Below are 23,004 nucleotides of genomic sequence, written 5' to 3'. Positions count from 1 at the left end.
GGCAAGCCTATTTTTTATGCAGTTAGATTCTGCACAAATTCCTCGCAAACCTCTGTACTTTTATTTTGCAATAAACACTGGTGATCTATGATAAAGAGGAAGAAAGAATTGCAAAAGGCGAAAAAATCCAATCGTATGATATTTGTTGTCTGAGGTACGAGTTGAGAGTAAAAAACAGCCACCTTAATAGCATGAAGAGAAATGACAAAGGAAAAGGCAGACCAAAGGAATTAAGGAGCTACTTTTCGTACCAGTTATGGAAAGAGTACATGGTAAAGCATGTTCAGCCAATTGTTCACAGAGGTGATTATTATAAGATCACTGAGGCTGAAAAAATCATTGAAAACAGTCATTTCACAAAGAAGAAAAAAGATGACCTTCGAGCATTCCTCGTTCAAATCTCCAAAGGCAATATTGATACACCAAAGAAACATATGTCTAAACCCACCTATCGAAAATACCTTCGTGATCTTGAAAGTATTGGAATATCCCCCGTTCTCATTCCAAAAAATCTCTCCACCCAAAACCACGCTGCATTCCCAAGTTTCTTGAAAAATCCATTCATACTTTGAACGCCAAAATGTATTTCAAATGAAAAATCCCTTATGGAGTTTGGTTCCAAACGAAATAAAAAAACTCCACCTGGATGTTATTACCAAATTGTAACAAAACTCTTGTATGTTTTGTTACAATTAGATTAATAGAAACATTCAGTTGATAGGGGAACGGGGTGGTGGGGAAAAAATATTCGGATTGTAATACAGAGCCGAATTCGTTACGCCCACCCTTTTCAACGCAGGGTGGGATTTACATAAAGCAAGATAAATGGAATTAGGGAACAAAAATTATTCTTGTGTTATCAGCTCTGTTTGTGCATTCTTTGTTAAATGTAAATGAAGATTTCTTTTCTATTAAGTCAAAAAGGAGATGTCAAAATGGGGTTGTTAAGTAAACTTTTTGGAAATACAAAGTCAGAAAAACAAAATGATAATCAGAAAGAAAACGAAGATAATAGTGAATCACTAGATCGAGAAAAAATGAATAAAGAACCCATGGGTATATCTTTCAATATTTCATCTGATGAAATCAATGGAATATCAATTTCTTCATCGCCTGTGGGGGTTGCAACTGGTAGTACAGCAATGGATTTTTATGTGTATGAATGGTTTGTTAAAAATACTAGCGAAATATTCTATGTCGGAAAAGGGCGTGGGAATCGTTATAAAGAGTTCCACGATAGAGCATATGAAGCTGAAAAAATCCGCAAAGTGTATGATACTGATGTTCGCTTTGTTGGAACTGGGCTAACCGAAGAACAAGCAATAGAGTTAGAATCTCAAGAAATGACTAGAATACTAAATGAATCAAATGATAGGCTAACGAACCGCATAATTCCACTCTTCACTAAAAGAGATAACGGGTACGATCGTAGTCCTAACACGCCTGAGCTTCAATTTGAAACAGCCCCGCATCTTTATGCAAGTGAGATAGAAGACCATTACTTTGGAGTGAAATCTCGACCGTTTGATGAAGTTAAGGACGAAAATTTAAAAGCTGTAGTTTTTATCTCTCGAAATATACGAAATGAGATTGACATCATTTTTGGAGGGAATTTAGACAAGTATCTAAGCGAAGTAAAAAAATTATTATCAACAAATAGGAACAAAATACTTAAAAGCCAATATGCAAAATCGGTTACTGCTTGGATATTTATTGGCGACGATTACGTAACGAATTATAAGTTAGACCAAGAAAAAGCATTAGAAAAGATCGGACGAAATATACCAACTTATCATCTTATTGATGTTTGGAAGTTTTTAAACGAAAAGTTTGGTGAACCTGAACCTGTTACGATAGAAGAAATCATGGTTAATCCAATACACAATCGAATTCCCCTAAAAGATATAAAAAACTTGTACGACTGGTCTAAAGGCTTTGACGATGGGAAGCCGTATTGGGATGAAGGCGATAGGGAACGAAAAAATGGCAACCTTGAACGAGCCATTGAGTTATTTGACAAAGCACGATACAACGGCTACAATGCTCCAGCATTATATAATTCGTATGCAATGGCCTATCGAAAACTCAAAGACTACGATAATGAAGTTGCAATAATCAATGAAGCGATTGATCGGGTACATGCAGAAAAAAATAATGCAAACGAAGTTCTTATAATGAAATTTAAGGAACGTCAATCAAAAGCTCTCACATTGAAACAAAAAGCTAAATAGTGTAGAACGTTAAATAGACCATAAAATAAGGTGGCCAATGAAAAAACTAACAGCTTTAATTTGATTGAGAAATAAGAGATAACAAGACAAATAACATAAAAATTAACATTGAAAAACGCAAAGTAATATTGTTGCTATTTTTCTTCTTTTTATAAAGGCTTTTATGAAACGAATGCTACACTTTGGTTGCTCCACATAGGAGTACGGTTGTCTTCTAGCACCGTGAGACAATCATTGACAAATAATATGGTACGATAATTTTCTTGTAAAAACCATAGTAGATATAATGAAGGGGCTAAATGATACCTTAACCAATACACTGGTATAATTAAAAATCAACCAAGCCTTCTTCAACTAAAAGGCTAGCTGAAGAAGAGGAGGAAATAAATTGATGTCGAATATATATATTTATTGGTGAAGTTTGAGGGAGTGGAGGAAATATTTTGGAAAAATATAAGATTGAAAATAATTTTCCCACATTGAAAGAATACAAATATTTGTGTGAGTCTGTGGGATGGACTGATTATATGAATTTTGAAGTGGTAGAAACATCACTAAGAAATTCTATTCACTGCATTACAGTCAGGGACAATGAACAAATTGTGGGGATGGGCAGAATTGTTGGCGATGGGGCTATTTATTTCTATATTCAAGATATAGTGGTTCATCCAGATTATCAGAAAAAGGGTATTGGAAATGAAATAATGAATAATTTGGTTGAATACTTAAATAAAAATGCCCCAGACAAGGCGTTTGTTGGTTTGTTTGCATCACAAGGTAAAGAACCATTCTATGAGAAATATAATATTAAAGACTACTCACCCAATATGACAGGGATGTTTACTGTAATTTCAAAATAGACTTATAGATTTAAAATTTTGAAGAAGAAATCAATCATCATTAATACAATTGTTCTTTAAGTAACTCTTTTTCTTTATTAAGCTAAAAGGTGCTTTTGTTGAATAGACATTAAACAGAAATGCTCTGAGCTTTTACGCTCTGATCGTTTTTCTATGGAAATTGTAATGTATTTTACATTTTCAACTTTAGTTGGTGAAACAGTTATTATTTTTCATTTTATTTGTAAATTGTGTACCTAAACACCGAATCCGTTAGAAAAGAGCCTATGGGCTCTTTTCTCGTTACCGACTGTATTTGCTTTGAAAATCCAATATAGATTGACAAATCAAATCTTGGATTTTGAATTGAGGGTAATATTCCTCGCAGAATTTCTTGAAATCATTATATAGCTCTGTATTCATTTTGAAGCTCTTGTTTTCATACTTAACTTCCTTACTGTAAATCCTCTCATCAAGCATCAGTAATCTATTAGATTGATACATTTCGAGCAAACCTTTTAAAGCGTCAAAGTTTTCCTTCATAAATGATAGTTCGTATGGTTCATCCTTCTGGTCTGCTTTAAAACGTTCTTCTTCTGACTTCACGAATGGGTAATACTTCTTGTCTGATTGGTGATAAAAATAATCACCAACTCTCATTTCCTTCGTGAAAGTGCTATATGGGATACCGACGATTTCGCCTACTTTCTTCAAGTCATACTTTTGTAAAAGTAGGTTTACCTCTTTGACTCGAATAGATGGTTTCATTGTAAAGAATGTGTCTTTGTCTATATGCACAACCCCTTTCTTTTTGTGAAGATATAGTATTATAGAAGTAAGAGCCTATGCTTATTCCGTATAAATTTAAAATAACATGTGGAAGTCGGTCTGATTATTTAACGAAATAGGAGGTGTTTCAATGTTTGAAAATGTTGTCTTTTCCATAGGTAAACTTATAGATGGAATCTTTCATGCTGCTGGTACTTGTACTTTGATAAATAAACAGAACCTTTTAGTCACAGCGGCACATGTAGTTAATGGAAGTAATGAAAATCTGTTTATTCGAATAAGCAATAACTACGAGTCTGGTTACCAAGATACAACGATCCAACAATTTCCGCTCGTACCTGTGAAAATCGAAGCTATAGACCCATTAAGAGATCTCTGCATCCTGTCTTTACAAGGAAACGGATCTGCTCAATCATATGTTAAATTGGGAAGTGCTGATAATGTGAATTCTGGCGAGGCAGTTACTGTAATTGGTTTCCCTCATTCGAATTTAGGTAGAATTGTTTTGACTCAACAGACCTGCGAAGTAGGTGCAAAAATACTTCTTAGTTCCCAGGGTATCAAATCAAAACATCTTGTGTTAAATATACAGGCTCGACCAGGGCAGTCTGGAGGTCCAGTAATACGTATATCTGACGGAACTCTAATTGGTATACTTATTGGAGCTTATGTTCCAACCATTAAGGGAGGAATTAGTCTAGGTGGAATTGACCCTCAGACATTACACCAGACAACTCATGCTGTTTCAGCGGGATACTTAGAGAGGATGTTGTAAAATGCAGGATCTTAATTTATTTTCTGATCAAAAAGAATCAAGTTGGTTGGAGGCATTACCGAGTTATCAAAAGGAAATTGTATCAGAGTTATTAGATTCTAAATCTCATGAAGAGGCTGCTCTAGCTTGGCTTGAAGCATCTGTCGATAATACATCACCTTTTACTGGACAGCCACAGCCAGAGAAGAAATATTTGCCGTTACTAAAAAAAGAAATCCACAAATTGCTTTGTGGAAATCCCGAATATGCAACTGATCGAAATGAGTTAGCACAATTAACTCAAACAAAAGAGAACAAGACTGCTATTGTTTCGATGGTTTCGGCAGTAATCGGTGCTAAAGTTGGTTTAGCTGCCACTTTCATTGCACCAGCAATTGTAATAATATTTATGATGATTGCTAAGACTTCATTAAATGCTTGGTGTGCATTGGAAACATCAGAAAATTGATAATACAGTGTTATTCTTTTAAAAGGTGAATTCCACTGCTCTTTAAGGAATGTTATCTACACCTAGCACTCTACACATTGTGAAGCAGTTGCGAAAATGATATTAAAATCATAATAGTGACCTTTCACTCGTCAAATAAAAATTGTTTCCATTTCAAATGAATGCAATAGATCAGGCTGGATCGAATAGTGGTCCAGTCTTTTTTTGATGCGCCATTAATTTGTGTAAATGCTGAAACCTTGTGAATTTGCAATTTTATCAATAGTATTTTAATTAATTTCTCTGCTATATTAAAATAATTTTTTCTTGAATGATAAAATCGTTTTCATACATATAAATCGCCCTTTGAAAATCTTTTTGCTACAGCTGTTTTATTACTATTTTGTTTAGATTCCTATACCAATATTATACAATTGTTTTTTGAATTATTTTTCTTTTGCCTTTCATATTCCCATAAAAATTGCCCTATGTTACTATTTTAAAGGTTTTTACTCATCTGGTAATATCCCCCTATTTTGGGGAGGGTTTTCAATAGCAGGAATCTAAGCAGTCATAAACTTGATGCGCTTAATCCAAAAATTGGAATGTGTGGAAAACGAGGAAAGCGTCGAAAAAAGTCGAATGAAATAGTACAATAGATGAGGAAACCTCTGTTCACAAAATTGTAATAATTGGTTTTATCCGAAACGAGAAAGAAATCAATGAACCAATAAACTATTGGGTTCATACTGTTTGAACTAGAAAGTGTTAGCCCCCTATTGTCAAATAAGATTATTACCCTGAACATATCCAGATACTTTCGACTCCTGAAAGTGAAAAGGGGATTTCACATAACAGAGCCTTCAACAGTTCAATTATTCTATCAAAATAGATATTTTTAGCATATCGGAGTGGGTCATATTGGGATTTGCAGTGGGTTCTTCTAAAATTCTTCTTGTTATTTTATCCTTTATCGTTATGGTAATATCCTCTTATTCAGCGTTCAATCTTTATTCACGCTATCGTCTTTCTCCCAAAAGCGTTGGGAGACGATGGTTTATTAGCGGATCCTTCATTTTAGGGATCGGCATATGGTGTTTGCAATACATTGGCATTTTCGTCTATGTTCCAATAGGTGGTCTTTATTTAGATTTAGTTTATGTCTTATTTACATTGTTACTTGCCATCATCCTCTCCTATTTTTCAGCCTGCCTTTTAAAACTTAAAAATGGGGCTATATTTAGTAGTATTGCCTTTGGAATAACTATTTGCACTACAAACTTCATCGGATGGGAAGCCTATCATGGGGACGTCGATATTGAACTTCATTTTCCCATTTTTCTAGGTGTTGTTTCTGTTGGCTGTACAGGGATTTTTTCATCACTTCGCTGGGTTAAATTCTTACAGAATAACGAAAAAGCACCTCTCTATGTCAAGCTGGCAGGTGCAGTCTCTTTTGGATTAGCGCTCGCGCTATTTCGATACCTATTAAGGCTATCCCTTATTATAGAAGTAGTGAATCAACAAATCACTCCCCTAAGTATAAATATGCCTGGACTAGTGATTGGAATAGCAGCTGCCACCATAGTTCTTATCGTATCTTTGATGTTTGGCTCTTCCCTTTTGGAAAAAGTAATGGCGGGCTATATCAAAACTAAAACGATTGAACAATATTATCAGTCACTTTATGAACAGAATCCAGACTTGATTGTCACCTTTGATTTGGCAGGGAAATTTCTCAGTGTAAATAGGGTAGTGGAACGGTATGGGTATACAGAGGATGAAATAATCAATCAGTCTTTTGTGCCGTTCATTACTCCAGACCAGATAGATACCACCAATAGAAATTTTCATATGGCAAAGAAAGGGCAGCGAGTGAATTATGACTCAGCTTTTTATGGGGAAAATCGCGAACGATTCGAAGTGAATATTTCGAACTTCCCTATTATCGTAAACAATCAGACCGTTGGGGTCTATGCTGTTATCAAAGATATAACAGAGTTTAAAAAGGCCCAGGTAACATTGGCTGAAGCAGAAGATAAATATAGAAGTCTGACAGAAAATTCAGTCGTAGGCTCTTACATTGTGCAAGGCGGGAAGTTCATTTATGCCAATCAAAAACTTTTGGAGTTATTAGGTTATAGTGAAGGGGAACTTATTGGTTCCAATGTCATGAACTATGTTTTCCCTGAAGATTATCCTGTGATATTCAAAAATGAGAAAGGACCTATCCATGATCTTTCCTCAACAGCACACTATCAATATAGAATGGTTAAAAAGGATCATTCAATTATTTATATAGAAAATTTCGTATCGGCTATGATCTATCAAGGACAGCCAGCAGTTATCGGAACCATTGTGGATATTACTGCACGGAAAAAAGCTGAAGAGACAATTGAATATATTGCTTACCATGATAGCTTAACAGGTTTGCTAAATCGAAATACTTTTTGCAGCCGTTTAAAGGGTTGTTTATCTGAAGAGTCAACAGAGTGCCTGGCCCTATTATATATTGATTTGGACGAGTTCAAAATGATTGACGATGCGTTAGGCCATGAAATTGGGGATCAATTGTTTAAAGACGTGTCGAATAGGTTATTGAATTGTGTTCCTAATGAAGGTGACATGGGAAGAAATCGTGGAGATGAATTTCTTGTATCCTTATTGAACAAGGGAAAGATGGAAGCATCCATGGTTGCGGAACATATGATTGCTAGCTTGGCTGAACCATTTTTAATAGATCGTTACGAACTGTATATCACACCGAGTATTGGCATCAGCCTTTATCCAAATGACACGGAGGATCAGGCTGATTTAATAAAAAAAGCCGAAACGGCCATGAATCAAGTAAAAAAGGGTGGAAAAAATGGCTATCAGTTTTATAACCCTAGTGAACTTGAAATATCCCATGAACAATTGGAATTGGAAATGAGGCTGCGGAAGGCGTTGGAGCATGAAGAATTCATGCTTCATTATCAACCCAAATTTGATTTATCATCGGGTAAAATGAAGGGCGTAGAGGCTCTGATTCGTTGGAACCATCCAACCAAGGGGTTCATTTTACCAGGGGACTTTATCCCAATAGCGGAAGAAATGGGACTCATTATTCCCATTGGAGAATGGGTCTTGAGGACCGCATGTAAGCAGATGATGGATTGGCAAAAATCAGGCCTGCCGCCATTTCAGGTTTCGGTTAATCTTTCGGTCCGCCAGCTTTATCAGCCTAATTTAGTTGAAATGGTAAGGGAAGTAGTAAAAGGGTCAGGGATTGACCCTAAGAATCTGGAATTAGAGATTACGGAAAGCATGATGGCGGATAGTGACCATGCCATTAAAATTTTTAACGATTTAAAAAGTTTAGGCTTAAAAATAAGTTTAGATGATTTTGGAACAGGTTATAGTTCCCTCCATTATTTAAAGGAAGCACCCATTGATAAGCTTAAAATTGATCAATCATTCATTCGTAACTGTGCCGTAAACAGCAATGAGGCGACTCTTGTTAGAACCATTATAGCTATGGCTCACCAATTAGATATTGAGGTAATAGCAGAGGGTGTTGAGACTGTAGAGCATCTTATTTTCTTACAACAGAATCTTTGTGATGAAGCTCAAGGTTTCTTATTTAGCAAACCGATACCGTTGAAAGAACTCGAGGAACGTTTTGGTGAAATGGAGAAAATCGTTCAAGAGTATGGGATCACGAAGGATTTAATGGATAGAAAATGGATGGAGAATGCTTTAGAGACTGCCCGCCAAGAAGTGTTGGAAACCATTAGGAAACAACAAGGGATGACATTTAAGTTTATTAAAAAAGATGGCAGGTTCATTCATACCTTATGTGATGGAGAACTTACTTATCGCATGGGACTTGTTCCAGAACAAATTATTGGCAGAGAACTAAAAGACTTTCAACCTATTAAAGCAGCAGAAAGAAAAGAACAATATTATCGCCGTGCATGGCAGGGTGAGATGAATGTCTCTTACGAAGGCGAGATAAATGGAATCTTCTATCTTGCTTCTTTACGACCCGTCAAAAGAGGGGGAGAAGTCATTGGGGTTATTGGATCATGTATCGATATTACTGAGCGGAAGAAAATAGAAGAAGCTCTGAGAATCAGCGAATCTAATTTTCGGCTTATTACGGATAACATGTTGGATATGATTGAGGTTTGGGACATCAATGGTCTAGTCAAATATGCTTCCCCCTCTCATGAAAAGGGCTTGGGGCACCCCCATCATTTGTTTGTTGGCAGATCAGCATTTAGTTTGGTTCATGCAGAAGATAGAGCCCATGTTCAAAGCCGATTTGACAACACGATTGCAAACCATGAGCTTTTCCAAGCTGAATTTCGCTGCAAAAATGCTAATGGTGATTGGGTTTATATTGAGGCACAGGGTACACCGGTATTTGGAACGGATAACAGGATAAAGCATGTGGTTGTAGTTGGGCGTGATGTAACAGAGAGAAAGAGAATGGATGAATTCATTCGTAAGTCAGAAAAATGGTATGGGATCACGGTGAACAATGCCTTGCCGATTCCATCTAAAAATCGTAGCCGAAGTTAGCCGTTTAAGAACTTCGGCTTTTCAAGTCGTGAGATTCAGAGAGCTGTATGAATATGGATAGTCCCTCATCTGGCAAGTTGAAATCTAGTTTTTGCCATCCCCGTTTATTAAACAATTTGTGACAATATTTTTAACAAATAGATTCCTTTCTGAACGCTTGTTGACAAAATGAGTGAAATTCTAATAATATAAGATAATGATAATCATTATCAGTGAATGGCAATTAATAGAGTTGTCGAGAGGGGAAAACACCAATGAAGAAAAATGTAAGTCTTTCTAAATTGTTAAGCTTTATTATGGTTATGATAGTTGCGATAGGATTAGTTGGATGTGGTTCTGATACAAGTGAAGAGCCAAAGAATAAAACAGATAAAGAAACAAAAGACTTTACTAGTTCCACAATTGAAACGAAGTTCGGTAAAATAGAGATTAAAGAACAGCCTAAACGTATTGTTGCCCTTGGCTGGGGGGATGCTGAAACCGCTTTAGCCCTTGGAGTGGAACCAGTTGGTGCCAGTGACTGGCTGGCTTTTGGCGGCGAGGGTGTCGGCCCTTGGTTAAAAGGAGCCTATAAGACTGCCCCAACCATTCTTGGAACTTTAGAGCTGGATTATGAAAAAATTGCGTCACTTGAGCCAGACCTAATACTTGATGTTAGATCTTCCGGTGATCAAGAACGTTACGACCGCCTTTCTGAAATTGCTCCAACGATCGGTGTTCCTGAAGGTGGCGATAACTACTTGACGACTTATCAACAGCAAGTTCAAATGATTGCGAAAGCTCTTGGCAAGGAAGCAGAAGGAGAACAATTATTGAAGGATGTTGACACTGCTTTTGAAAAGGCAAAGGAAGAATACCCACAATTTGCTGGCAAGACGATTTCAGTAGGTGCATACACATCTGAAGGTTGGGGAGCATATGTAAGTGGTGATTCCCGTGTTGATTTTATGACCAAGCTAGGATTTACTAATAAAAAGGAAATTGAATCACAAGCAAACGGCTCTTATTATATTAAAGTGGCAGATGAGCAATTAGAGCTTTTAGATGCAGATTTAACAGTTATTTTGCCGATTTTTGTAGATACAAAAGAAGTAACTGGCAATGCCCTATATCAAAAGATTCCTTCCGTTGCTGATGGAAGATCTGTGATTATTGATGGTGATTATGCAAATGCCTTTTCAGCAGGTACAGCACCAGCCTTACTGTGGGCAATTGATCAATTGCCAGCTATGTTTAATAAGGCCTTAGAAGGCGGGGAGTGAAACTCGTGACAGCAAGTAAGCAACCAAATGGTGAAGAGAAAAAAGTAGTTGAAAAGAAAATAAAACCAATTACTGCCTTACGGTTGCAACGGATTACTGGATTAGTCATCGCCTTATGCCTTCTGGCGGCAGCTGTCTTCTTAAGTCTCATGATTGGCGCAAAGCCGCTTTCCTTTAGCGTCGTTTGGAAAGCCCTGTTTTCTTCCGCCAATAGCTATGACTATACAATTATTCATGAGTCCCGTATACCTCGGACCATCATCGCCCTTGCAGTTGGACCAGCCTTTGGTCTGGCAGGAGCTGTAATCCAGGCTTTAACACGGAATCCACTGGCTGACCCAGGCATTCTTGGCGTGAATGCAGGGGCAGCCTTTGCTGTTGCATTGGCAGTAGGCGTTTTTTCTATTACATCGACGTCAAGCTATATATGGTTTGCACTTGCTGGAGCATTAGTCGCAACAATTGCAATATATGTCATTGGCGGTGGTGCAGGCAGGAAATCGCCCACGCCTGAACAAATTACCCTTGCTGGTGTTGCCATGGCTGCTGCATTGGACGGAATAACGACTGCGCTATCTTTGATGAATAGCCGGGCATTTGCCGGCATGCTGAATTGGAGAGTCGGTTCGTTAGCGAGAAAAGGTCTTGAGGATCTATGGCCGATTCTTCCATTTCTCGTTGTGGGGATTTTAGTTGCCTTATTGATTGCTCCAGCCTTAAATGCTATTGCCTATGGTGACGACCGTGCATCCTCTCTTGGTGTGAATGTGGGGATGATTCGAATCTTTGGTCTTATTTCCATCACGCTTTTAGCAGGCGGAGCAACAGCTATTGCGGGCCCTATCGTTTTTCTTGGTTTAATGGTTCCTCATTGTGTGCGATGGTTTATTGGCCCTGACCAGCCATGGATCTTTCTCTATTCCGTCGTCGTTGCCCCGTTGATTTTGCTTCTATCTGATATTATTGGAAGGGTCGTTATGTCTCCAGCAGAGGTGCCGGTCGGCATTATCACAGGATTTGTCGGTGCCCCGATTCTACTTATCCTTGTGAGGAGACGAAAAGTCAGCAGTCTATGATGACGGGACAAGACCAGTGATATCAGGGTTTATCGGAAAAGGGAGTGAAACTCGTGGGTCGTATTGATTTTGGACGGAAATATGTGCAGCTTAAAGGACCAATAAAGCTGCGCTTAGATGTAAGAAGTATGACTATTACTGCAATTTTCCTCGCTGCTGTAATAGGTCTTGCTGTGTTTTCCCTCATGGTTGGAACACTTAAATTAAGTATTGCTGAGGTGTTTTCCGCGTTTTTTGGCGATCTGGCAGGATTTAAACGGACAGTTGTGATCGATTGGCGGCTGCCGCGGGTGTTAGCTGCTATTGTGTTTGGCGCGGGCCTGGCAGTGAGCGGATCGATTTTTCAATCGATTACCCGGAATCCGTTAGGATCGCCTGACATTCTTGGCTTTACTTCAGGCTCCTATACAGGAGCACTGGTCGTGATGTTAGTGATTAAGTCGATGGCTTTTACAGCTATTGCAATGGGCGCCCTAATCGGCGGATTGGCAACGGCACTGATCATTTATTTATTTGCCTTCCGCAACGGGACACAGGGCTTCAGATTAATTATTGTCGGGATTGCTGTTTCGACCGTTTTAGGCAGTGTCAATTCGATGCTGCTTCTTCAAAGTCAAGCCGAGGTTGCCTTAACAGCGGGTGCGTGGGGAGTTGGATCCTTAAATGGAATCGATTGGTCCCATTCGTTGCCTGCCATCCTGTTCGTATTGGTATTGCTTATAGCTGCGGTAATCATGAATCGGCCTCTCCGTGAAATGGAGTTGGGAAAGGATGCGGCCAAGTCCCATGGTGTTCATTTCGAAAGGACACAATTTCTATTGATTGTGATTGCAGTAGCCTTAACGGCATCTGCGACAGCGATAATGGGACCAGTTACTTTTGTGGCGTTAGCTGCTCCGCAAATAGCCCTGCGCTTTACAAAGACGGCAGAAAGCTTAGCCCCAACCGCAGCTGTCGGTGCATTTGTTTTATTAAGTGCTGATATTTTGGCCCAGAGAATGATTCCCGGAATGATCCTGCCTGTAGGGGTGCTAACCTTATCTATTGGTGGGCTGTATTTAATTTGGTTATTGTTTCACCAGGCACGCTCTGCCTAGCAAAATAAGCACTTTATAAGAAAAGAGTCATTTTTTATAGGACTTTTGACTATCCCTATATTCTTGAAAGAGGTTGTCGTTGATTATGGTCAAAACAATAGCAGAACTTCAAAGCCAAACGATTTCGCCTATACAATCGCGTCTAGGAGTAGAAGATGTCACCATCCAATACGATCATCGAGTGATATCCAAAAATCTCTCGATTGAGATACCGGATGGATCCTTTACGGTCATTATCGGACCTAATGCATGTGGAAAATCTACCCTTTTGCGCACCCTTTCCAATCTGATTAAACCTTCAGCAGGTCATGTGCTATTGGACGGAAAATTAATTAGTACATATAAATCAAAGGAAGTGGCGAAAAGGCTTGGACTTCTGCCACAATCATCAACTGCTCCTGATGGAATTACTGTGGCCAATTTGGTGGCACATGGGCGTTATCCCTATCAAAATCTTATTCAGCAATGGACTGAGACAGACGAACAGGCGGTTACGACCGCAATGGAGCTGACCAATACAGCTGAGCTTGCCAACCGCTTTGTAGATGAGCTTTCCGGAGGTCAGCGCCAGCGAGTCTGGGTGGCGATGGTGCTTGCCCAACAAACTCCATTGCTTCTTTTGGATGAGCCGACCACCTACTTGGATATTGCACACCAAATTGAGCTGCTCGAATTATTTACAGATCTCAATGAACAAGGAAATACTTTAGTGGCTGTGCTCCATGATTTAAATCATGCTGCCCGCTATGCCACCCATCTGATTGCTATGAAAGCGGGCAAGGTTATCGCGCAAGGCAACCCTTCCGATATCGTCACTGAAGAACTCGTTGAAGAAGTTTTCGGTCTAAAGTGCAAGGTTATCAAAGACCCGGTCACGGACACGCCGCTTATCGTCCCATTAGGCAGAGATCGATCCAAATAGCGTGCTGGGGATCTGACATTGCAAAGATGTGAAATAATTGTGCCCTGAAATAGAAGCAGTAAGTATTTTTCAATATAAAAAGCGATGAGTACGAAATAAAAAAAGGTGACCTAATCAAAAGGTCACCATTTTTTTTGCCTGCTGTGGCTCTGAGCTTTTGGCATTCGTGAAATTGATTTTGTTGATAATAGAACAATGGTCTGTTTATAAACGGGATGAAACCAGGATTTTAAGAGAGGAAACCAGAGGTTGCGGTGCCGGGCAACGACAGCTATCTTTACTTTTTCTATAAGGCCTAATGATAATAGGGTTTAGGATGCAGAAAGGTGAGTGCTCAAATGATTTTTGCAGATAAGTTAAAAAAGGAGCGAAAGGAGAAAGGCTGGTCTCAAGAAGAATTGGCAGAAAAACTTTTTGTCAGCCGGCAGTCGGTTTCTAAATGGGAAAATGGCCTAAATTATCCGAGCATTGAAATCATTATCAAGTTAAGTGATCTGTTTGGTGTAACTATTGATGAATTATTAAGGAGTGATGAAGAGTTGACCGAGAAAGTGATTCAAGACAGCAAACAATTGGCACATCCCAAACTAAAATTTTTGTTTGATGTTTTATTTTTATTGGGAGTTGCGCTTTTGATCATAAAGCTAGCTGTGTTATTGCTAAATAAATTTACCGCGCTAGATTTTACTTTATATGGCGGTTCGTTTATTTGGAATTTTGGCTCATTAATTTTTATGATTGCTGCAGGGATCGGCTCCGGCGTATTAAAAGAAAAATATAAACAAGAATAAGCTGCGGATATACAGGTAAAAAGTGAACATTCCAAAGTGCCAGAGTCAGATTTCTCCGCTCATGGCACTTTTTTATTTTCGTGACATTGTAAGTTCATATTCAGTTCATAAATGTCATTTATACTTCCGAAGTAATCCATCATCCAACTATCTGGGATAAGAAGTAGTAGTCGTCATGAAAAGAGGGAATCCCTCGGATTGTTCTTATTAATTCTAAAATGAATGAAAGAGGAGATAGTACAATGAGTAATCAACACAGTATTAATATAGTGCCAAATAATGGGGACATGGCTGTTGAAGCACGGGGCCTTGTCAAAACGTTTGGTGATAATCGTGCAGTTGACGGTGTCGATTTGAACGTCCGTGCTGGTTCGATTTACGGTGTCCTGGGTCCGAACGGGGCAGGCAAAACCACCACCATCAGAATGCTGGCCACCTTGCTTCGGCCTGATGGAGGTTCAGCATCCATCTTCGGTCATGACGTAGTAAAGGAGCCTCAGATTGTTCGACAATTAATCGGGGTGACCGGTCAGTACGCTTCCGTTGATGAATCACTCAGTGCTACGGAGAATCTGATTATCTTTTCCAGGCTTTTAGGCCTAAGCCGCACTGAGGCACGCCGTAAGGCATCGGAATTGCTGGAGGAATTCGGCTTAACGGAAGCAGCAAAGCGTCCATTGAAAAATTTCTCCGGAGGAATGCGCCGCCGGCTCGACCTGGCTGCCAGCCTAATCGCCCAGCCGCCGCTCATCTTCCTGGACGAACCGACTACGGGGCTTGACCCGCGGACACGCAATCAAATGTGGGATACCATCCGCCGCCTGGTAAAGTCGGGATCAACTGTACTGCTGACCACACAATACCTTCAAGAGGCAGATGAACTGGCTGACCGGATCGCGGTGATCGACCGCGGCCATGTAGTTGCGGAGGGAACGGTAAATGAACTGAAGGAGTCTGTTGGCACCTCTTCCTTACATTTAAATATTGAAAATTTACAGCATATGCAGGACGCCAGACTGATCGTTGACCGGGTGCTAAAGGTAGAATCGGCTGTTTCGGCTGAAGGCGGTAAAGTCTTGGCGCCAATGGCGGATGCTGACCGGGTTGCTGACGTGCTGATCGCATTAAGGGAGGCAGGAATTCAACTGGCTGAATTTAGTGTACAGAAGCCGACACTAGACGAAGTATTCCTGACAATCACTGGACATGGTGTGGAGGGGGACGCTGCAAAGGCGTCCGATAAATCAGAACAAGAAAGGGAAGTACGAGTATGAAAAGTAATGCAATGCTGCCAGCTGCTGAAAGCCAGCTGCGCAATAAATCGAGCTTTGGAAAAGCGGTACGGAATTCATTAACAATGGCCTACCGCGGACTGTTAAAGATACGGCGTACGCCTGAGCAACTGTTCGATGTCACGCTGCAGCCAATTATTTTCACCTTGATGTTTACCTACATCTTTGGCGGGGCGATCTCAGGGGACGTGAAGAGCTATTTGCCTGTTATTATTCCCGGCATTCTCGTTCAGACCGTTATTTCAACCTCAATTGTCACGGGGGTCCAATTGCGGGAGGACATGGATAAGGGAGTGTTCGACCGATTTAAATCATTGCCGATCGCAAGGATTGCTCCGCTAGCGGGGGCCCTGCTGGCTGATTCCATTCGCTACACGATTGCAACAGTGCTCACGTTCCTAATGGGCTATCTGATGGGCTATCGCCCTGAAGGAGGTCTGGGTTATGTCGTTATTGCCGGTCTGCTTGTCATTGTCTGTTCCTGGTGTGTCAGCTGGATATTTGCCTTCTTCGGAGTGATTGCCCGTACCGCGTCAAGTGTATCGGGAATTTCGATGATTATCCTGTTTCCGCTCACGTTTCTTTCGAATGCTTTTGTACCGGCCGATACCTTGCCAGACTGGCTGCAGTGGTTTGTGAAGATTAATCCGATCTCACATCTTGTTACGGCAGTCAGAGAATTGGTCAATAATGGCTCGATAGGCTGGGACCTTACTGCCTCTCTTATTGGTGCTGTTGTGATTGTAGCGGTGTTTGCTCCATTTACGGTCCGTGCCTATATGCGCCGGATATAGTTGTGGGAAATACTTAATGGTGTAAAATATAGTTAATCATAGATAGGAATCGCGCGTTGGCTTGGCGATTCCTTTATATTTATAAAAAGGATGAACTACATGGCCAAGATATTAGTTGTAGATGATGACCAGCATATCCGGGAATTGATTCATATCATTCTGTCAAAAGAAGGTATGTCGATTGTAGAAGCAGCAGACGGTGAAGCAGCTCTAGCCTTACTAGAGGCGGAAAAAATGGATTTGATTATTTTAGATATTATGATGCCGATCATGGACGGCTGGACCTTTTGCCGGGAGTTCCGTTCCTATTATTCTGATACATTGCCCATCTTAATGCTGACCGCAAAAGGGGAAACCACCCAAAAGGTAAAAGGTTTTGAGCTTGGAGCGGATGATTATTTGGTTAAACCATTTGCCCCGGAGGAGCTGGCTGCCCGGGTCAAGGCCCTGCTCAAACGCTGCCAAATTGCCGCTTCTAATCGAATCGAAATTGGCAATGTCGTGATTGATCGCGCTTCCTATACCGTATCGATTGGGGAGCAGGAGATCACTTTACCTCTCAAAGAGTTTGAACTGTTGTTTAAGTTGGCCACCCATCAGCAGAAAACTTTTTCAAGGGAACAATTAATTGAAGATATTTGGGGCTTTGATTACGAGGGTGATGAACGGACGGTCGATGTCCATATTAAGCGGCTGCGGCAGCGATTTGCCCAAGAGGATTGCCCTTTTAAAATTACCACAATCAGAGGGCTGGGCTATCGTCTGGAGGTGGCACATTGAAGCTGGCTGAAATCATTAAACGAGGGCTTGGTTTTTTGGCTGTCTCTGTGTCATTGCTGTTCAGCTGGTTCTGTGCCTATTGGTTAACATCACATATTTTTGATGCGATTCAATATGATCCTCATGAATTGGCTAGACAGTTGATCAATTCGATTCTGGGATTTTTCCTGTTTGGCTGCTGTGTGTATTTGATTACAAAAATTCCTATAATCAAGAAACAACAAGATAAATTCTTGCTTCCGCTGATTCACGCCATGAAGATGATGGCCGAAGGAAACTTTAATATTGATCTTTCATTTTATCGGGATCAAATCCGCGGCGATAGAAACCATCCTTATTCTAAGATTATTGAGAGCATTCGGCATATGGCGGATAAATTGGGGGAAATGGAGGAAATGCGTCAGGAGTTTATCTCAAATGTTTCCCATGAAATCCAGTCGCCGCTGACATCTATCACAGGGTTTGCTCATGCCTTGAAGAACGATGAATTGAGCCCGGAGGAACGCAAACATTACTTGCAAATTATTGAAATGGAAAGCATCCGGCTGTCTAAATTGAGTGAGAATCTTTTAAAACTCACTTCCTTAGAGTCCGATCATCTAACCCTTGAACGAAAAACCTATCGATTGGACCGTCAGCTTCGCCGTATTATTCTTGCCAATGAACCACAATGGGCTGAGAAAGAATTAAATATGGATGTATCACTTGATAACCTGATGATAACTGCTGATGAGGAATTGATGGATCAAGTATGGATCAATTTACTTCATAACAGTATTAAATTTACTCCAAACGAAGGAACCATCTCAGTGGAGGCATTGCAAACAGAAGAGGGCCAGCTGATTGTCAAAATAGCTGACACAGGAATTGGCATGGAAGAAGACGCGGTCATGCATATCTTTGAACGGTTCTATAAGGCTGATCGATCAAGAAATCGCAATACCGGAGGAAGCGGTCTAGGCCTGTCCATTGTAAAAAAAATCATTGATCTGCATAAGGGGGAGATTCAGGTTCAAAGTGAACTGGGAAAAGGTACGGAAATCACCGTCACTCTGCCCCTAAATTCAAGTGAAACAGCAGTATGAGTGAAAATGCATCCCTTGACAGCTATCAAGGGATGTTTTCGTTATGAAAGAAAGGATAAAAAATTTTTCGGTTTTGAAATGGTCTAGTGCGTGTTCATCCGGCGCTGACCAGGGAGCTTGCGCTTTTCTTATTTTTTAAATAATAAGTACATAAAATACGGGGCTCCGATTAAGGCGACCATGATTCCGGCTGAAATCCCATTCGGTTCCACCAGATTATGTCCAATGGTGTCGGCAATTAATAAGAACCATCCCCCAATGAGAATCGCGACAGGCATAAATAACTGATGACGCGGCCCGACTAGCGCTTTTGCCATATGAGGAGCGATTAAACCAACGAACGAAATCCCCCCCGTAACAGATACTGCGGAAGCTGCCAGGGCAACGGCTGTTAAAAGCAGGATAATCCGTTCTTTTTCAATCGATACGCCGACCCCGACAGCAACTGGCTCGCTTAATCCTAGCAGATTTAATCGATTCGCCTTGTATAAGGTGAAGGGGATCAGCAGGATCAGCCATGGTAGCAGGGCCCAAATAAATGGCCAATCAGTACCCCAAATATTTCCTGATATCCATTTGGCTATAAAATCTACTTTTTCCCGTTCAGCAGAGGAGATCAGGACAATCATGGCTCCCGAAAGTGCCATGGAGAATCCGATTCCGACCAATACTAATCTGACCGGCTGCAAGCCGGTATTTCGATTATAGGAAAAGACATAGATCAAACAGGCAGTCAGGATGGCACCAACGAAGGCAACGAGCGGAATCATGTAAACAAATGAACCGGCTTCGATTGGGAAATACAAGAAAAATACCGCAATGGCCACACCGGCACCAGAGTTAATCCCGATCATTCCGGGTTCCGCTAAATCATTGCGGGTAATCCCTTGTAAAATGGCACCGGATAAGGCCAATGCCATTCCTGCCAAAAGGGTAATGATCATGCGCGGCAGGCGAAGCGAAAATAAAATAAAATCTTCTTTAAATGTTCCTTGGCCGAATAGGGTTGGAAGCAGCCTGCCGTAGGAAAGGGGAGCATCCCCAATCCCCATCCCGATTACAACGGTAATCAAAATCAGGATGATGAAGAGACCGACAAGAAGGCGTTGTTTTTTTCGCAAAGAAGACGGAATCATGAGAACGCATTGCCTCCTTTCCGCACGATGAATAGGAAGAAAGGCAATCCAACCGTAGCTACAATGGCAGCCACAGGTGTTTCATACGGCGCATTGATGGTCCGCCCTAGTGTATCGGCAAAGAGCATAAAAGCAGCGCCAATGATAGCGGACATGGGAATAATCGATCGGTAATCCGTTCCGACCATTCTCCGGACCACATGTGGAACCATTAAGCCAATGAACGCCATATTTCCGACAAGCGCAACAGAGGAGCCAGCTAGCATAATGATGACAATAAATAGGATTGTCTTTATTCGCTTTGTTTTTTGCCCTAAACCAATTGCCACATCTTCACTTAGACTAAGGATGGTCAGCTGCCTGGAAAACAGCAGAGAAACGAAGATTCCAATAAGAATGAACGGAACAATGAGTTGCAGCTGGCTCCATGAGGTTCCAACCATCCCTCCTGAAGTCCACATTGTGACATTTTTAGATTGTTTAAAATAAAGACTAACCCCATCGGCGACTGCATAAAGGAAGGCGGAAACCGCTGCTCCAGCCAAAACAATTTTTAGTGGTGAAAAGCCGCCCCTTTTCATGGAGCCAATACCGAAAACCATCATGGTTCCAAGGGCCGCCCCGATAAAGCAAGCAACCGTGACAGCGAAATAATTGGCTGATGGAACAAAGGCAAGGGTAATGGAAAGTGCTGCGTAAGCCCCGGCCGTTAGCCCAAGAAAACCTGGATCGGCAAGGGGATTTCTCGTTAATCCTTGCATAATCGCACCTGAAACGGACAGTGCCGCCCCGACAAAAATGGCTGCGGCTTCCCGAGGAAAGCGGATTTCCCGAAGCATCAAAGTAGTATCATTTTTCACGGAGGCAGTTATAGCCATCCAAACGTCCTTGACCGTTGTTTCGGCTGCGCCAAACACGCAGGCAGCGATAAACATGCCGACAAACACCAGCAGGCTGGCCGCTATTTTATAGATTAAGGGAATGGAACGTTGAGTTTCGTTTTTCATCAGTCTCTCATCTCTTTCATAGATAGGGGAAAGGGGCTGACCCCTTAATGGACAGCCTCTTCAGGGTTTTATTGACCTAAAAATGATTTTTTGAAGAATTTCAATTGCTTTTCCAGTGTAACTGGATCGCTGAAGGAGGCACCGTTGCCTTCCATTTCAAATACGTGATTGTTTTTGACCGCTGGAATATTCTTGTATACTTCTGTTTCCTGGAAAGAAGTATCGGCATCCGCATATTTGCTTATAATGATATAATCCCCGGCATACTCTGGAAGGACTTCTGCTGAGAGCGCATAATAGCCGTCTTTTAATGCCATTTCTTTTACCTTTTCAGGCATTTTCAGTTTCATAGCTTGATATAAAATTTCTGTACCGCGGGCCCAGTTGTCACCGAATACGTAAAGATCTTTGTTATACGCCTCTATGACCGATACCGTAGCATTTTCGCCAATTTTGGCTCGAATCTCTTCTCCTGCTTCTTCGGCACGTTTTTTGAAATCATCCACCCATGCTTGAGCTTCTTTCTCTTTGTTCAATAGTTTGCCAATTTCAACATGCTGGGATAAATAATCCAATTTGCCCCAAGTGTAGGTTACCGTAGGAGCAATCTCCTTTAATTTATCCAAGTTTTTAATATTGGATAAACCAATAATTAAATCAGGATTCAGTTCAATAATTTTTTCTAGGTTTTCATCGGATACTTCAGCTGTATCTTTTAGTTCATCCTTAAAGGTGGGATTATTTTTAGACCAAATATCGACACCGACCACATTTACACCTAATGAGAGTACATTTCCTGTGAAACCTGAAAGCAATACGACGCGCTTGGGATGGGCCGGCACTTCAACAGGGCCGGTTTCTGATTGGTAGGTAACGGTTTTTGATTCCTCTGAGTCCTTAGAGCCAGTTTCTTTCTTATCAGATGAACTGTTGCTGCAGGCACTAATAAGCAGCACTAACAGCACGATGAATGGGAATAGCAGCTTTTTCATTTTGAATTTCTCCTTTTAGTAGATTATAAGTCAGGCACATTGGTTTATTCGTGCGGGGATCTCTGCCGATTTGCGCATCAATCTGGAAAACTTCTTTTAGCACATCATGAGTCATGACTTCCTCACAATCGCCCGCTTTGACGATTCGCCCGTCTTTCAAGGCAATCAAATAGTCGGCAAAACGGGCGGACTGATTTAAATCATGAAGGACCATTACAATCGTCCGTTCCTGTTCGATGTTCAGCTTTTGAAGCAATTCTAATACCTCTAACTGATGTGCCATATCTAAATAAGTGGTTGGTTCATCAAGGAAGATAATGTCTGTTTCTTGAGCCAAGGCCATGGCAATCCAGACACGCTGGCGCTGGCCTCCTGATAAGGCATCAACTGGACGAAATTTAAAATCCATTGTTCCTGTGACTTCAAGTGCCCAATCAATAACGTCATAATCCTTTTTGGTCAGGCTGCCAAATCCTTTTTGATATGGAAAACGGCCATAGGAAACAAGTTCCCCTACAGTCAATCCGCGGGCGCTTTCGGGTGTTTGCGGCAAAATGGCCATTTTTCTAGCAAGAATTTTGGTGTTTTCCTTTGAGATGTCTTTTCCATCTAATACAACGGTTCCAGACTGCTGTGAAATAATCCGTGTAATTGCTTTTAACAAGGTGGATTTTCCGCAGCCATTTGGGCCAATGATGGTCGTTATTTTTCGATCGGGTATCGTCACACTGAGATTTTTAACAATGAGCCGTTCTCCATAGCCAATATTTAGATCCTCTGTATACAAGCGAACCATAATTAACCTCCTTGGATAAGAGCAGGTAATCGCATTTAATTGATAATGATTATCATTCTCATAAACAACTATAAAGGGCTGACCATTGGTTGTCAATAATAATTTTTAGATTGTTCTGTCATAAAAATCAGTTCTTTTTTTGTCGGCTATTCAAGGGCTGGTCATTCATAAATCAGAAAAAAATTTGAATTTTTTGTGACAGGGGCAAAAAAATGAAAAAAATATTTGATATTGATAATCGTTATCAATTAAAATAGAATAAAAGAAAAAGCAAATGTTGAATCAAATGGATAGTTGATCGCTTTCTAAAAATATAGATGAGTGAACGGGAAAATGGAACATGCCAT

Annotated in this window: 20 protein-coding genes; 15 read left to right on the top strand and 5 right to left on the bottom strand. The window is 40.7% G+C overall.

Annotation, left to right across the window (positions count from 1 at the left end; all coding sequences use genetic code 11):
• Nucleotides 1-80 precede the first annotated feature (80 nt).
• The 3 genes from NFS43_RS06095 to NFS43_RS06085 all read left to right on the top strand — a co-directional run bounded on the left by NFS43_RS06095 (nucleotide 81) and on the right by NFS43_RS06085 (nucleotide 3,091).
• Complete coding sequence (locus NFS43_RS06095; RefSeq protein WP_251550518.1) at nucleotides 81-572, top strand: hypothetical protein; 492 nt, start codon at nucleotides 81-83, stop codon at nucleotides 570-572.
• A 363-nt stretch (nucleotides 573-935) separates the two neighbouring features.
• Nucleotides 936-2,231, top strand: coding sequence for a GIY-YIG nuclease family protein (locus tag NFS43_RS06090; protein WP_251550517.1), 1,296 nt, complete (start codon nucleotides 936-938; stop codon nucleotides 2,229-2,231).
• Nucleotides 2,232-2,674: 443 nt separating this feature from the next.
• Nucleotides 2,675-3,091, top strand: a complete 417-nt coding sequence (locus NFS43_RS06085; RefSeq protein WP_251550515.1) for a GNAT family N-acetyltransferase — start codon at nucleotides 2,675-2,677, stop codon at nucleotides 3,089-3,091.
• Between the two features lie 282 nt (nucleotides 3,092-3,373).
• Here the strand turns inward: NFS43_RS06085 and NFS43_RS06080 are convergent, their stop codons facing one another.
• Nucleotides 3,374-3,784: a hypothetical protein gene (locus tag NFS43_RS06080; protein ID WP_251550513.1), complete on the bottom strand. Its 411-nt coding sequence runs from the start codon at nucleotides 3,782-3,784 to the stop codon at nucleotides 3,374-3,376.
• Nucleotides 3,785-3,989: 205 nt separating this feature from the next.
• Here NFS43_RS06080 and NFS43_RS06075 point away from each other — a divergent pair, with 205 nt between their 5' ends.
• The 12 genes from NFS43_RS06075 to NFS43_RS06020 all read left to right on the top strand — a co-directional run bounded on the left by NFS43_RS06075 (nucleotide 3,990) and on the right by NFS43_RS06020 (nucleotide 18,726).
• On the top strand, nucleotides 3,990-4,634 hold the full coding sequence (locus tag NFS43_RS06075; protein WP_251550511.1) for a S1 family peptidase: 645 nt from the start codon (nucleotides 3,990-3,992) through the stop codon (nucleotides 4,632-4,634).
• A gap of 1 nt (nucleotide 4,635) precedes the next feature.
• Nucleotides 4,636-5,082, top strand: a complete 447-nt coding sequence (locus tag NFS43_RS06070; protein ID WP_251550509.1) for a hypothetical protein — start codon at nucleotides 4,636-4,638, stop codon at nucleotides 5,080-5,082.
• A 900-nt stretch (nucleotides 5,083-5,982) separates the two neighbouring features.
• Nucleotides 5,983-9,627, top strand: coding sequence for an EAL domain-containing protein (locus NFS43_RS06065; RefSeq protein WP_251550507.1), 3,645 nt, complete (start codon nucleotides 5,983-5,985; stop codon nucleotides 9,625-9,627).
• Between the two features lie 254 nt (nucleotides 9,628-9,881).
• The gene (locus NFS43_RS06060) at nucleotides 9,882-10,889 is read left to right on the top strand and encodes an iron-siderophore ABC transporter substrate-binding protein (protein WP_251550505.1); all 1,008 of its coding nucleotides are present in this window, start codon (nucleotides 9,882-9,884) and stop codon (nucleotides 10,887-10,889) included.
• A 5-nt stretch (nucleotides 10,890-10,894) separates the two neighbouring features.
• Nucleotides 10,895-11,965, top strand: a complete 1,071-nt coding sequence (locus NFS43_RS06055; protein ID WP_251550503.1) for a FecCD family ABC transporter permease — start codon at nucleotides 10,895-10,897, stop codon at nucleotides 11,963-11,965.
• A 53-nt stretch (nucleotides 11,966-12,018) separates the two neighbouring features.
• Nucleotides 12,019-13,062 (top strand): FecCD family ABC transporter permease, encoded by a 1,044-nt coding sequence (locus NFS43_RS06050; protein WP_251550501.1) that lies wholly within the window; start codon nucleotides 12,019-12,021, stop codon nucleotides 13,060-13,062.
• Nucleotides 13,063-13,147: 85 nt separating this feature from the next.
• Nucleotides 13,148-13,984 carry an ABC transporter ATP-binding protein gene (locus NFS43_RS06045; RefSeq protein WP_251550499.1) on the top strand — a complete coding sequence of 279 codons (837 nt, stop codon included), beginning with the start codon at nucleotides 13,148-13,150 and terminating at the stop codon, nucleotides 13,982-13,984.
• Nucleotides 13,985-14,322: 338 nt separating this feature from the next.
• On the top strand, nucleotides 14,323-14,775 hold the full coding sequence (locus NFS43_RS06040; protein WP_251550526.1) for a helix-turn-helix domain-containing protein: 453 nt from the start codon (nucleotides 14,323-14,325) through the stop codon (nucleotides 14,773-14,775).
• A 242-nt stretch (nucleotides 14,776-15,017) separates the two neighbouring features.
• Entirely contained in the window at nucleotides 15,018-16,049 is a 1,032-nt protein-coding gene (locus NFS43_RS06035) for an ATP-binding cassette domain-containing protein (RefSeq protein WP_251550497.1), read from the top strand.
• A complete protein-coding gene (locus NFS43_RS06030; RefSeq protein WP_251550495.1) occupies nucleotides 16,046-16,861 on the top strand; it encodes an ABC transporter permease in 816 nt (271 codons plus the stop codon). The genes NFS43_RS06035 and NFS43_RS06030 overlap by 4 nt, the downstream gene beginning before the upstream one ends.
• 99 nt (nucleotides 16,862-16,960) lie before the next feature.
• The gene (locus NFS43_RS06025) at nucleotides 16,961-17,641 is read left to right on the top strand and encodes a response regulator transcription factor (RefSeq protein WP_251550493.1); all 681 of its coding nucleotides are present in this window, start codon (nucleotides 16,961-16,963) and stop codon (nucleotides 17,639-17,641) included.
• Nucleotides 17,638-18,726: a sensor histidine kinase gene (locus NFS43_RS06020; RefSeq protein ID WP_251550491.1), complete on the top strand. Its 1,089-nt coding sequence runs from the start codon at nucleotides 17,638-17,640 to the stop codon at nucleotides 18,724-18,726. Before NFS43_RS06025 ends, NFS43_RS06020 begins: the two co-directional genes overlap by 4 nt.
• Before the next feature lie 128 nt (nucleotides 18,727-18,854).
• On the opposite strand, the gene NFS43_RS06015 is transcribed toward NFS43_RS06020, so the two are convergent.
• The 4 genes from NFS43_RS06015 to NFS43_RS06000 form a co-directional block, all read right to left on the bottom strand.
• On the bottom strand, nucleotides 18,855-19,862 hold the full coding sequence (locus tag NFS43_RS06015; RefSeq protein WP_251550489.1) for a FecCD family ABC transporter permease: 1,008 nt from the start codon (nucleotides 19,860-19,862) through the stop codon (nucleotides 18,855-18,857).
• Nucleotides 19,859-20,869, bottom strand: coding sequence for a FecCD family ABC transporter permease (locus tag NFS43_RS06010; RefSeq protein ID WP_251550487.1), 1,011 nt, complete (start codon nucleotides 20,867-20,869; stop codon nucleotides 19,859-19,861). The genes NFS43_RS06015 and NFS43_RS06010 overlap by 4 nt, the downstream gene beginning before the upstream one ends.
• A 68-nt stretch (nucleotides 20,870-20,937) precedes the next feature.
• The gene (locus tag NFS43_RS06005) at nucleotides 20,938-21,861 is read right to left on the bottom strand and encodes an iron-hydroxamate ABC transporter substrate-binding protein (RefSeq protein ID WP_251550485.1); all 924 of its coding nucleotides are present in this window, start codon (nucleotides 21,859-21,861) and stop codon (nucleotides 20,938-20,940) included.
• Entirely contained in the window at nucleotides 21,812-22,657 is an 846-nt protein-coding gene (locus tag NFS43_RS06000) for an ABC transporter ATP-binding protein (protein WP_251550483.1), read from the bottom strand. The genes NFS43_RS06005 and NFS43_RS06000 overlap by 50 nt, the downstream gene beginning before the upstream one ends.
• Nucleotides 22,658-23,004: the final 347 nt, after the last annotated feature.

It is taken from the genome of Neobacillus muris, assembly GCF_943193175.1.
GTDB lineage: Bacteria > Bacillota > Bacilli > Bacillales > Cytobacillaceae > Neobacillus > Neobacillus muris.
The sequence above is the reverse complement of the archived record's forward strand: the minus strand, read 5'-3'. Positions and strand labels throughout refer to the sequence as shown.

Coding starts and splice junctions, on each gene's coding strand:
- NFS43_RS06005 (WP_251550485.1), bottom strand. CDS start 21,861: ATGAAAAAGCTGCTATTCCCATTCATCGTGCTGTTAGTGCTGCTTATT.
- NFS43_RS06040 (WP_251550526.1), top strand. CDS start 14,323: ATGATTTTTGCAGATAAGTTAAAAAAGGAGCGAAAGGAGAAAGGCTGG.
- NFS43_RS06045 (WP_251550499.1), top strand. CDS start 13,148: ATGGTCAAAACAATAGCAGAACTTCAAAGCCAAACGATTTCGCCTATA.
- NFS43_RS06035 (WP_251550497.1), top strand. CDS start 15,018: ATGAGTAATCAACACAGTATTAATATAGTGCCAAATAATGGGGACATG.
- NFS43_RS06010 (WP_251550487.1), bottom strand. CDS start 20,869: ATGAAAAACGAAACTCAACGTTCCATTCCCTTAATCTATAAAATAGCG.
- NFS43_RS06030 (WP_251550495.1), top strand. CDS start 16,046: ATGAAAAGTAATGCAATGCTGCCAGCTGCTGAAAGCCAGCTGCGCAAT.
- NFS43_RS06015 (WP_251550489.1), bottom strand. CDS start 19,862: ATGATTCCGTCTTCTTTGCGAAAAAAACAACGCCTTCTTGTCGGTCTC.
- NFS43_RS06075 (WP_251550511.1), top strand. CDS start 3,990: ATGTTTGAAAATGTTGTCTTTTCCATAGGTAAACTTATAGATGGAATC.
- NFS43_RS06060 (WP_251550505.1), top strand. CDS start 9,882: ATGAAGAAAAATGTAAGTCTTTCTAAATTGTTAAGCTTTATTATGGTT.
- NFS43_RS06070 (WP_251550509.1), top strand. CDS start 4,636: ATGCAGGATCTTAATTTATTTTCTGATCAAAAAGAATCAAGTTGGTTG.
- NFS43_RS06090 (WP_251550517.1), top strand. CDS start 936: ATGGGGTTGTTAAGTAAACTTTTTGGAAATACAAAGTCAGAAAAACAA.
- NFS43_RS06000 (WP_251550483.1), bottom strand. CDS start 22,657: ATGGTTCGCTTGTATACAGAGGATCTAAATATTGGCTATGGAGAACGG.
- NFS43_RS06025 (WP_251550493.1), top strand. CDS start 16,961: ATGGCCAAGATATTAGTTGTAGATGATGACCAGCATATCCGGGAATTG.